Here is an 11,599-nt window from a genome sequence, read left to right as displayed (position 1 = left end):
AATGTGTACTATGCCTTCTGCTGACTTCTCAATATTCAGCCATACATTGCTGCATGGGTTGCCTTAACAGCGTATTCTTGAGATCTCCCCAGGTAAGTGCAATAACTTTCATCCCATCTATCCGCCAGATTTACTCCGTGAAGTTCTGGATAGCTATTGGACTTCGTTTTGAAATGCAAACTCGTCCACTTCACTTAGCCTTGTATCTGGTTCTTGTTCATCGGACCGGGACTTTGCCTTGGGCTTCCTTCAGATTCCACCTCACGATGGACACCCTTGCCTTCGACTAGTGGTTCCCGCTATCTGGTCCACGGCGGACTTTCACCGCTTAGCTATTGCGCATGCTGGGCGCACATATTAAAAAGGCAACCATTTTGGTTGCCTTTTTTGCATGGTATTGAATATTATGATTTATATCTCATCTCAGCATATTTGGATTCGAAGCCAACTTTTTCGTACAATCTTCTAGCCGGGTTGCCGTATTCCACATGCAAGGATATATCCCCGTCGCATCGGCTAATTGTTTCTTTCAAAAGGTTACTACCGATCCCTTTACCTCTACAATCTTTATCAACAGCTATGTACACCAGCATATGCTCAGGGATATATCCTTCCATACCCGTATCGTTAATAACAACAGCACCTACGATGCTATCATCATTATGAAGCACCAAAACAAATCCTCCTTTTCCTTTCTCCTCGGAAAAGGCGTAATCAATAGAACTAATGATATCTTCTTTTGGATCTCCATACTTTCCCAAATTTTCTTCTAAGAACTCTGCTATTTCTAACTTGGTGAACTCAAAATGGTCATCTAATAGATCTTCCTTTGAGTTCAGTTCTTTCAAAGATAAGTTGAATGAATCGTAATTAAAGGTTTTCTGCACTTTGCAACCACCTCCAAAATATATTATACCACATTTACGCTTATCTACAAAATGTGGAGAAATGTGACTGTGTTTTATACGACTAATAGATGTAGGGTTATTCAAAGTTTGGTTCAAAAAAATTTAGGAGGCATTAAAAGCCTCCTAAATTTCTAATTTTCTGGGTTGTTTCCAGGGTTGGTTGTTCCCGTAGTCGCTTCTGGGTTTTGGTTTTGATAAATATATTGTCCTACTTTTATAATCTCTTGTTGTAACTCATCTTTGACTATCTTAATTTTACCAACGTTATCTTCCTCTAAAGCTTGCTTTAATTCTTTTGTTTTTTCTGCTATATTCGACTTTAAATCATCAGGTATTTTATCTCCGTTTTCACGTAACAATTTCTCTGTTTGATAGATTAAATCATCTGCTTGGTTCCTCAGCTCAATCTTTTCTTTTACCTTTTTATCTTGTTCTTCGTACTCTCTAGCTTCTTTCATCATTCTATCTATTTGTTCTTTGTCGAGCTTGTGTCTTCCGGTTACTACCATAGACTGCTGTTTCTGAGTACCTAAATCCTTAGCTGATACGCTTACTATTCCATTAGAGTCAATATCAAAAGTAACTTCGATTTGAGGAACCCCTCTTGGTGCCGGGGGAATTCCTGTCAACTTAAAACTCCCTAAGAAGAAATTGTCTCTTGCTAAAGGCCTTTCACCTTGATAAACTCTTACTTCAACCTCTGTTTGTCCATCAACAGACGTTGTAAAAACTTTCGATTTTTTCACAGGAATTTTGTTATTTCTTGGTATAATAACTTCCATTAAACCTCCTTTAACTTCTACACCTAAAGATAAAGGAGTAACATCAACTAAAACTAGATCTCTTTCAGTTTCTCCAACCATTATAGAAGCTTGAACACTTGCTCCAATTGCGACTGCTTCATCTGGGTTAACATTCTTTGCAGGATCTTTCCCAAAATAATTTTTAACCAATTTTTGGACGGCGGGTATCCTCGTTGAACCACCTACAAGTAGTACATCACTTATATCTTGTGGAGAAAGTTTAGCATCCCGCATTGCATTCTCAATGGGGCCTCTTGTCGATTCTATTAGGTCTCCAATGAGTTCTTCTAATTTAGTTCTTGTTAGTTTCTTTTCTAAGTGAACAGGTTGACCGTCGACAACCGTGATGAAAGGTAAATTTATATCCGTTTCCAATTTACTTGATAATTCTATCTTCGCAGATTCAGCTGCTTCTTTCAATCTTTGAAGTGCTTGCTTATCTTTTCTTAAGTCAACCTTGTACTCTTTCATAAATTCATCAGCTAACCAGTCGATTATTCTTTGATCAAAATCGTCTCCACCTAGATGATTGTTCCCTGAAGTAGCGATAACCTCTATGATATCTTCACCTATATCTAAAATGGAAACATCAAATGTTCCACCACCAAGATCATATACAACTATTTTTCTTTCTTCTTTTGACCGATCAAGACCAAAAGCTATGGATGCCGCTGTTGGTTCGTTTATTATTCTTAGAACCTCCAATCCTGCAATTTCACCCGCTTCTTTTGTTGCTTGCCTTTGAGCATCGTTAAAATAAGCAGGAACAGTAATAACAGCCTTTTTGATCTTTCCTCCTAAATATTCTTCCGCATCTTTAACCAGCTTTTTAAGTATAAAAGCACTTATCTGTTGAGGTGTATACACCTTATCATCGATTTTTACTGTATAGTCACTTCCCATGTACCTTTTAATAGAGCGAACAGTTCTGTCTGAATTTAAAATAACTTGCCTTTTAGCTGGTTCACCTACTAATATCTGACCATCTTTACTAAAAGAAACAATAGAAGGCGTAGTCCTTTTACCTTCCGCATTGGGTATTACTTCAGGGTTACCATCTGGTTTTACCCAAGCAATAGCTGAATTAGTGGTACCTAAGTCTATACCTACAACATATTCTTTTGCACTCATGAAAATACCCCCTTACTAAAACTTTTTTATTTCTACATGTGTATATGTTATTTGACTCTAATACTATTATAATTCAAACACTCTTTTTTTTCAAGTGATTTATTCAGTTAAGAGAATACATATAATATCTATGATAAAATACTTATAAGTAATCTAAATTTAAAAGCAACCAAATATTATATCACTCTTAATCTAAGAGTGAAAATAATATTTTGGTTTTCGATCCTTGAAGAGATCGTTGTATTCATTGATACTTTTATTTTGAGATCTTTTTTCATCAATTTCTACTGTATGAATGTAATCTCCTTGCTCCGGTAATCTAAAAAGCACCTCCCCATCAGGTGATGAGACTTGACTTTTTCCCGTGAAAGAATACTGTATTTCACCATTGTTCTGGGTTCCCCAAATATTCGATGTGGCAATATAAATCTTGTTTTCTAAAGATCTAATTTTGTTGGCTTCTTGACAATATGGTAAGACTAAATTTGCTGGATGCAAGATTAAATCTGCACCTAATAAAGCCAATGTTCTAAAGGATTCTGGAAAGTACCAATCAAAACAAATGGCAACTCCCACATTTATCCCGTTAACATTTTCCACCCAAAAACCAGTGTCCCCAGGGGTAAAAAATAATTTCTCTCTGAAAAACAAGTGAGTCTTTCTGTATATTTTAAATGTCCCATCACTATTGATCAAAATTGATGAATTATAATACTTATCTTCATATTTCTCGTTAAAACCATATACTACACTTATACCAGTATCTTTAGAAAATTCCTTGAAGATATTAAAGGCGTATCCATTTTCCTCTAAAGGTGATTCATAAGTTTCTTCTACTTCTTTTTTGGAAGAAAAAGCGTAACCGGAAAAAGCTAATTCTGGAAATACTATAAAATCGCTATCTACCCCTTCGATGATCTTCATTACCTTGTCTACATTTTTCTTGATCTCAAATAGTTCTGGTTTGAATTGAACTACGCTGACTTTAAACATTTTTTAACCTCCTATAAAATATTTATTTAATATTGCCATTAGAAACTTTAAGATATGTTTTAGTGCGCCCCTTTGCCCCACAGTTCACTTCATTTCTATTTCGTTTTTTTCAGTGATAATTAAATCAACTTGTAAATCGTTCGGATGAGTAGGAACGGAATCTATTAATTGAAAGTTGAATATCACTCCTATTAAGTAAGTTTTAGGGTTTTGAAGGAAGTATCTATCGTAATAACCTCCACCATATCCAATTCTATATCCTTTAAAATCGTAGGCAATTGCAGGGATTACGTAAAGATCAATTTTTGAAGAAAATTCTTCATCTATGGGTTCCGGAATATTAAATTTACTTTTAACCAAGCGATCGAGACTTTTTACTCTCCCCATCTTCATTTGTTTGCCTAAGACCTTTGGTAAATATACTTTTTTTTGAGTTTTTAACAATTCCCCTATTAAAGGTAATACGTCTACTTCTTTATTTATGGGATAATAGAGAGCAATAGAACCAAAATCCATTTTTTTGATTTGACTTCTCAATTTTTCTACTATTTTTTGTGAATATTCTTCATATTTTTCTTGATCTAGATCCAACCTTTTTTTTAAAATCATTTCTCTAATTTCTTTTTTCGTCATCGTATTTCATCCCTCTGTAATATTAATTAATGTTATTATAAGTGAGGCCCCACTTCAATGCACATTATACACTAAAAGAAGAAAATTTTTGCCAATTACTCAAAATTATTGTATAATGTTAATTGCGCACTCTAAAAAATAAGTTAAATAGAAGAGGGAATGAAAAATTCTTTATAAGTTTAGATATTCGAAAATCCTTTACTTGCTACCTCTAATCTTTGTTTTATTTTTGTTTATACTAGGTAATTATTTATACAGTCTTTATCCAAAGGGTATTATAGCTTTTATATTTCTTGGAATAATAGTTACAATTCTATTTTATTCCATTAGAAAATTCATGCGATATCCTATTATTTATGATCAAAATAACAAAACTTTTTACGTTATTACCTCTGTATTTTCAGAAAGATATGAGCATTTCAGTAAATCCTCCATTAAAGAAACGGTTATAACTTCCAGAAAAATAATAATAATTTTAAAGGATAAAACAATTATTTTACCTAAGTATATACAAGACCGAGATAAACTCATTTCTTTTTTAAAAGGGGATAAAATTGAAGGGTAGAGAAACGGTCGCATATATAAATATTGATAAATACTTAGAAAATTTGAATTATATACAAAACCAAACAAAAACTAGTATTATACCGGTTTTAAAGGCGAACGCTTATGGACATGGCATGCTTCCTTTAGCAAGGCAATTATTTAATGAAAATTATACTATGCTGGCTGTTGCTTATTTGGAAGAAGCTTTAGAAATCTTAAAGGAGGGAATCCTCCTCCCTATTTTAATTTTTAATTACTTCAGTCCAAATGATTTTGAAGAGTTATTGGAATTCTCCCAGTTTTTGAGACCTACAATTACTTCATATACATTTTTAGAAAAAGTATGTGATATACTAGGAAAAGATGTTGGCAAATTTAAGTTTCATATCAACGTGGATACTGGAATCAACAGAATTGGCATAAAAGAGGAAAATTTACCACAATTAATAAAATTGATCAAAGATAAAAATGTTCAAATAGAAGGTGTTTATTCTCATTTTGCCAGTGCAGATGAAAAAGATGAATTCACCAAAGTTCAATTTGAAAAATATATGAATTTATTGGATTATATAATCAGTTCAGGGATAGATGTTGAAAAAAAACATATCTCTAACAGTGCTGCTGCTCTTTTTTTCCCTGAATACTCTTTAGATTATGTGAGACCAGGAATTGCCACTTATGGCTTACAACCATCCACAACTTATAAAATTGATCAATTAAAACCAATTTTAGAATTAAAGACCATCATCGCGAGCATTCATACCCTCCAACCACACGATACTATTGGTTATGGTCGAACTTATGAAGTACAAAAAAAGATGAAAACTGCCATTGTTCCTATAGGATATGGAGACGGGTATTTTAGAGCCCTTTCTAACAAAGGAGAAGTTTTAATTAACGGAAAGCGATGTAAAATATTAGGTAGAGTATCTATGGATCAGATCGTGGTGGATGTTACTGATAATAATGTATCAATCGGCGATGAAGTTGTTATCATTGGAAAGCAAAAGTACGATGAAATAAGCGCAGAAGAAGTAGCTAAAAACACTTCTACTATAAACTATGAAGTAATCTCAAGAATAACTCAAAGGGTTCGGCGGTTTTACATTAAGGGAGGAAAATATTTTGAATGAAGATTATTCTTTGGGAGATATAATAAAAGATAATCCGTTTCAACCAAAGACAAATGGGGAAAATATTACATTAATATCAGATTTAAAACCAACTGAAGAAGCAGAAATTGAAGGAAAAGTTGTGAGCAAAAAGCTTCAAAAAACAAAAAATGACAAAACATTTTTGTTGTTTACGCTTGCGGATAAAAGTCAGTCTATTAGAGCTATAGATTGGTATAACGCTGAAGCAAACAACAATAAGATTCATATTGGAGATGTTATAAAAGTAAAAGGCAAAATAGTTTATTTTGAAAATAGACTTCAAATTAATATTAGTAACGAGACCAATTCAGTGCAAAAGATTAACATAACGAATATCAACCCTGAAAAGTACTTGCATTTTTCCAATAATGATCTATCAAAATTAAAAGCAAAACTCGAACATTACATAGAAACCGTTGAAGATGAAGGTATCAAATCTTTGCTAAAACAGATCTTTTTGATTAATTCAAAATTAAGAGAATCCTTTCTTTTTTCACCAGCAGCGATAGAAGTACATCATGCCTATCCTGGAGGTTTATTGGAACATACTGTAATGGTTACCGAACTATCTTTAAGATTATACGATCTTTACAACGAAGATAATGAAATATGTATCAATAAAGATATTATAATAGCTGGATCACTTTTGCACGATATAGGAAAAATAGAAGAATACGCTATAAAACCCAGTGGAATAGAAAAAACGGAGCAAGGTGAATTAATTGGACACATACATCTTGGAACAAAAATAGTATACGAGGAGTCAAAAAAAGTAACTCCAAAAATAAAGGACTCAGATCTTAATCATTTAATACACATCATACTTTCCCATCATGGAGAAATCGAATATGGAAGTCCTGTAGTTCCTAAAACTATCGAATCATTTATTATTGGGTTAAGTGATAACATGGACTCCAAAATTGCTCAAGTTAAAGATAATATTAGAAATACTTTACAAATAAACAAAAATCAAAGTTGGAGTGAATACGATAAAAGGCTGGCGCGCAAGATAAAAATAGAAAAATACTAGCAGGAGGTAATTCAATTAATGCCAAAAAAAAGCACTAAATCCAACAACAATAGTGGGAAAAGTAAATATGTAGTGATCGTTGAATCCCCATCAAAGGCAAAAACAATAGAAAGATATTTAGGAAAGGAATATAAAGTAATAGCTTCAAAAGGTCACATCCGTGATTTACCTAAAAAGGAGTTTGGTGTTGATATCGAACACGACTTTGAGCCAATCTTTCAAGTGATTCCCGGTAAAGAAAAGGTTATAAAAGAAATAAAGAAAGAAACAAAAGGGAAAAAAGTATTATTAGCTTCGGATATGGATAGAGAAGGAGAAGCTATAGCATGGCACCTTTCCCAGCTTTTAGATCTCGACCCGAAAGAGAAAAATCGAATCATATTCTCAGAAATTACGAAAAATGCAATAAAAAATTCAATAAGTAATCCTCAAAGTTTAGACTTAAAAAAAGTTGACGCGCAGATAGCTAGAAGAATCTTGGATCGAGTGGTAGGATATAAAATCTCTCCCTTAGTTTGGAAAGTATTAAAGGATTACAAAACAAGCGCAGGAAGGGTTCAATCTGCCGCATTAAAATTGATAGTGGATAAAGAAAGGAAAATTTTCTCTTTCAAACCAAAAAAGTACTACAATATCTACCTTGAGCACAAAGGTCAAAATATTCCTCTAACAAAAGAGGACGGTAAAAAAATAAAACCAGAAAGTATAACAAAAACAAAAAAAGACCAAATCTTTGAATATTTAAAAGACAAGGATTTTAAACTAGTGAATGTAGAAGAAAAGGAAACAATAAGGAAACCTCCTTTACCATTTATTACCAGTACTCTACAACAAACAGCAGTTTCAACTTTTAACTGGAGTTCATCTAAAGTAATGAAAATCGCGCAAGATTTGTATGAGGGTGTGGAAACCCGTGAAGGAAGTATTGCGTTTATTACTTACATGAGAACTGACTCTACAAGAGTTTCAAACGAAGCTCAACAAGCAGCTATTAACTATTTGGAAAAAAATTATGGAAAAGATTACGTAGGACATTACCTATCTAAAAACAAAAAATCCAACGTTCAAGATGCTCACGAGGCTATAAGACCTACAGACATCAACATGGATGTTAACAATGCAAAAAGGTTAATTTCCTCAGACCATTTAAAGTTGTATACCCTTATTTGGAATAGATTCATGGCGTCTCAATCAGCTCCATCAAGATATTTAGAAAAAACATACACTATAGAAGACAACACCAACAAATATTCATTTGAAATAACGTCCAAAAAATGTATCTTTGATGGATTTGAAAAATTCTGGAATCCTAACAATAAAGAAGTAGATTTTGAAATAGGCAAAAATGATAAGATCACATACGATCAATTAAAATTCGAAGAAAAAGAGACTAATCCACCAAATAGGTATACAGAAGCAACATTGATAAAGGAACTAGAATCCAAAGGAATCGGAAGACCATCAACATACGCAACAATAATATCTACACTTTTGCAGCGTAAATACGTTTCTAAAATATCGAAAAGTACCTTGAGACCTACAACTACGGGTTTTGTGGTAACTGATTTTTTGGAAGCCTATTTTCCAGAAATAGTGGATGTAAAATTTACCGCAAACATGGAAGCAAACCTTGATAAGATAGAAGATGGGAAAAACAAAAGTAAAGTAGTTTTAGAGCAATTCTATAATGAATTTGAAAAGTTCCTTACCACTGCTTCAAATAATATAAAAAACAAACAAAAAGTTTTGCATTACGAAAGCGATGTACCCTGCGAAAAATGCGGTAAAAACATGAAATTAAATTTTGGACGATACGGTCTATATTTATCTTGTGAGAAATGCAAGGAAACTCAGAAAATTCCTGCGGAATCATTTGGAGTGACAATAAAAGACAAATTATACATAAAAGAATATCTACAAGAAACTTTAAAATTAAACAAAGAAGAGAACAAAATAGGTGAAAAATGTCCCATCTGTGGTGGAGATCTCATATTAAAACACGGGAAATTTGGAGAATTTATAGCATGTAGTAACTACCCAGATTGTAAATATACCCGTAATGTAAAAGCACGAGGAAAGTGCCCCAACTGTGGCGGTGATGTCATAAAATTGAGAAGCAAAAAAGGAAAAACTTATTTCAAATGTGATTCTTGTGGAACATTGTATTGGTACGAACCTTCAGAGTACAGTTGCCCCAACTGTGGAGAAACACTATTCTACAAAACCCTAAGAGGAAAAGAAAAGTTATACTGTCAGAATGACAAAACATATTTTGAAATCGAAGAAATCAAACAATTAACAAAGTCAACGTAGAAAATAAAAAAGGAGAAAAAACAATGGACATCCCAATCATTACAGGTGGGAAATCTATAGAGAGAGAAATTGCCTTTAGAAGTGCAAAAAATGTTTTTAATTCTATAAATAATTTAGGTCATCAACCACTGATACTAGATTTAATAGATGATGATTTTATAAATAAAATTCGAAATTATAAATTCGCCTTCAATGTAGTGCATGGAGATTATGGAGAAGACGGAAGATTATCTTCTTTGTTGGACATATTAGGGATAGACTACACATGTTCTAACTCTGAAACATGTGTAGCCACATACGATAAATTTATATTCTATACTCTATTTAAAAATTATATACAAATGCCTCAAACAATCTTAACCAACAAATTGATATTACCGCCTTTTCAGTACCCTTTTATCATCAAACCTCGAAAAAGTGGATCAAGCAAAGGAGTATACATCATCCACAACGAAAATGAATACAGATTCTATTTAGAAAAAAATTTGAAAGAATTTCAGGAAGTTCTGGTTCAAGAATACATAAAAGGTCGGGAAATAACGATATCTTATATTCAGAAAAATGATGAGTTCATACTACTACCAATCCTTGAAATTCTTCCAAAAAAAGAATTCTATGATTATGAAGCAAAATACACTAACGGGTTAACTGAACTCAAGCCACAGCTTAATTCACCTGAAAAAATCATACAAAAAGTAAATTACATAGGAACTCAAGTCATGAAAATACTTACTTTTAAAGATATGTTTAGGATCGATGCAATCTTAAAAGGTGATGAAATTTACGTTTTAGAAATAAACACTGTACCTGGTTTAACGAAATTAAGTGATCTTCCTACATCCGCAATAGCTGCAGGAATTAGCTTTGATGATTTAATAGATATAATAATAAAAAATCATATAAAACAACCCACAAAAATTAGTTTTTGAAAATGAATAGACGATAGCGTAGCAAAGTGTTTTTGGGCGGGCAGCGGGACGAAAGACAAAGAACTTTTATCCTTATGGGTGGGCAGCGGGGCGAAGGGGCGCTATCTACCAAGGTTTTAGAGTTTCTAAATAAAAAAATGTGAGTGCAAGGAGGAAATACAATTTATGGATTTTCATGGGACAACAATATTAGGAGTAAAAAGAAATGGAAAAACTGTAATATGTGGTGATGGACAAGTAACAATGGGAGAAACAGTCTTTAAAGGCAACGCCAAAAAAGTGCGAAGATTGGGCGAAGGAAAAGTAATATCAGGTTTCGCTGGATCCGTAGCAGATGCCCTCGCTTTGTATGAAAGATTTGAAGGAAAGTATAAATCTTCACACGGTAATCTTATGAAAGCAGCTGTAGAACTGACTAAAGAATGGCGCATGGACAAAGCACTTAGAAGACTTGAGGCATTATTATTGGTTGCCGACAAAGAAAATATCTTTTTAATTTCTGGTAATGGCGAAGTTATGGAACCACAAGAAGATGCAATTGCAATAGGTTCCGGTGGACCTTATGCATACGCTGCAGCAATGGCTCTGTTAAGAAACACGGACTTAGATGCTGAGGAAATCGCAAAAAAAGCCATAAAAATAGCCGGTGAAATATGTATTTACACGAACGATAATATAACAATGGAGATTATAGAATGAGTGAACAGATTTTAGCTATTCCCACCATAAAAATTGTAGAAAAAATATCTTCGTTCAACAATAATTTTTTTAAAATAAAATTTAGCGATTTCGTAGAAATATTAGAAAGCGGTAATTTCCACGAAAGAGATGAAATAGAAAACGATTATAATTACAAACAAATCATACCTTATGTAGTGTTCAAAAACTACGAAGACAAAATTTTAGTTTTAAAAAGAACACAAAATCAAGGAGAAAAAAGGCTTCACAACAAAATATCAATAGGAATAGGGGGCCACATAAACAAAGGGGATAAGGGTATTACCATGGAACAAACCTTTTTCAACGGAATGGATCGTGAAATTAATGAAGAATTATGGATTACCAATTCATATAAATATGTTTACAAAGGAATAATCAACGATAACGATGAAGATGTATCCAAAGTTCATTTAGGTGTTCTTTTTGTTGGATTCATCGA

The 11,599-nt window shown here is 33.0% G+C and carries 11 protein-coding genes; 6 read left to right on the top strand and 5 right to left on the bottom strand.

The features are described 5' to 3' along the window. Positions 1-35: 35 nt before the first annotated feature. From X927_RS10200 to X927_RS06225, 5 genes are all read right to left on the bottom strand, one after another. Complete coding sequence (locus X927_RS10200; RefSeq protein WP_169925173.1) at positions 36-179, bottom strand: hypothetical protein; 144 nt, start codon at positions 177-179, stop codon at positions 36-38. Positions 180-404: 225 nt separating this feature from the next. After that, positions 405-887 (bottom strand): GNAT family N-acetyltransferase, encoded by a 483-nt coding sequence (locus X927_RS06240; protein WP_103077244.1) that lies wholly within the window; start codon positions 885-887, stop codon positions 405-407. A 152-nt stretch (positions 888-1,039) separates the two neighbouring features. Next, entirely contained in the window at positions 1,040-2,842 is a 1,803-nt protein-coding gene (gene dnaK, locus X927_RS06235) for a molecular chaperone DnaK (protein WP_103077243.1), read from the bottom strand. A gap of 192 nt (positions 2,843-3,034) precedes the next feature. Then, positions 3,035-3,835: a nitrilase-related carbon-nitrogen hydrolase gene (locus X927_RS06230; RefSeq protein WP_103077242.1), complete on the bottom strand. Its 801-nt coding sequence runs from the start codon at positions 3,833-3,835 to the stop codon at positions 3,035-3,037. A gap of 84 nt (positions 3,836-3,919) precedes the next feature. Then, positions 3,920-4,468: a 5-formyltetrahydrofolate cyclo-ligase gene (locus X927_RS06225; RefSeq protein WP_103077241.1), complete on the bottom strand. Its 549-nt coding sequence runs from the start codon at positions 4,466-4,468 to the stop codon at positions 3,920-3,922. A 554-nt stretch (positions 4,469-5,022) separates the two neighbouring features. Here X927_RS06225 and alr point away from each other — a divergent pair. The 6 genes from alr to X927_RS06190 all read left to right on the top strand — a co-directional run. Then, positions 5,023-6,147, top strand: coding sequence for an alanine racemase (gene alr, locus X927_RS06215; RefSeq protein ID WP_169925172.1), 1,125 nt, complete (start codon positions 5,023-5,025; stop codon positions 6,145-6,147). After that, positions 6,140-7,198, top strand: a complete 1,059-nt coding sequence (locus X927_RS06210) for a 3'-5' exoribonuclease YhaM family protein (protein WP_245855490.1) — start codon at positions 6,140-6,142, stop codon at positions 7,196-7,198. Before alr ends, X927_RS06210 begins: the two co-directional genes overlap by 8 nt. Before the next feature lie 18 nt (positions 7,199-7,216). Then, complete coding sequence (topA, locus tag X927_RS06205) at positions 7,217-9,511, top strand: type I DNA topoisomerase (RefSeq protein WP_103077237.1); 2,295 nt, start codon at positions 7,217-7,219, stop codon at positions 9,509-9,511. 23 nt (positions 9,512-9,534) lie between these two features. Next, a complete protein-coding gene (locus X927_RS06200) occupies positions 9,535-10,440 on the top strand; it encodes an ATP-grasp domain-containing protein (protein WP_103077236.1) in 906 nt (301 codons plus the stop codon). 165 nt (positions 10,441-10,605) lie between these two features. Beyond that, complete coding sequence (gene hslV / locus X927_RS06195; RefSeq protein WP_103077235.1) at positions 10,606-11,139, top strand: ATP-dependent protease subunit HslV; 534 nt, start codon at positions 10,606-10,608, stop codon at positions 11,137-11,139. After that, a partial coding sequence (locus X927_RS06190) for an NUDIX hydrolase (protein WP_103077234.1) occupies positions 11,136-11,599 on the top strand: 464 nt, incomplete at its 3' end. The genes hslV and X927_RS06190, both read left to right, overlap by 4 nt.

This window comes from Petrotoga mexicana DSM 14811 (assembly GCF_002895565.1).
Classification (GTDB): Bacteria; Thermotogota; Thermotogae; order Petrotogales; family Petrotogaceae; genus Petrotoga; species Petrotoga mexicana.
This window is presented reverse-complemented; position numbering and strand designations above follow the sequence as displayed.

Excerpts from the sequence above, each read along its gene's own strand:
- dnaK (WP_103077243.1), bottom strand. The coding sequence starts at position 2,842 with ATGAGTGCAAAAGAATATGTTGTAGGTATAGACTTAGGTACCACTAAT.
- X927_RS06225 (WP_103077241.1), bottom strand. The coding sequence starts at position 4,468 with ATGACGAAAAAAGAAATTAGAGAAATGATTTTAAAAAAAAGGTTGGAT.
- topA (WP_103077237.1), top strand. The coding sequence starts at position 7,217 with ATGCCAAAAAAAAGCACTAAATCCAACAACAATAGTGGGAAAAGTAAA.
- X927_RS06200 (WP_103077236.1), top strand. The coding sequence starts at position 9,535 with ATGGACATCCCAATCATTACAGGTGGGAAATCTATAGAGAGAGAAATT.
- X927_RS06230 (WP_103077242.1), bottom strand. The coding sequence starts at position 3,835 with ATGTTTAAAGTCAGCGTAGTTCAATTCAAACCAGAACTATTTGAGATC.
- hslV (WP_103077235.1), top strand. The coding sequence starts at position 10,606 with ATGGATTTTCATGGGACAACAATATTAGGAGTAAAAAGAAATGGAAAA.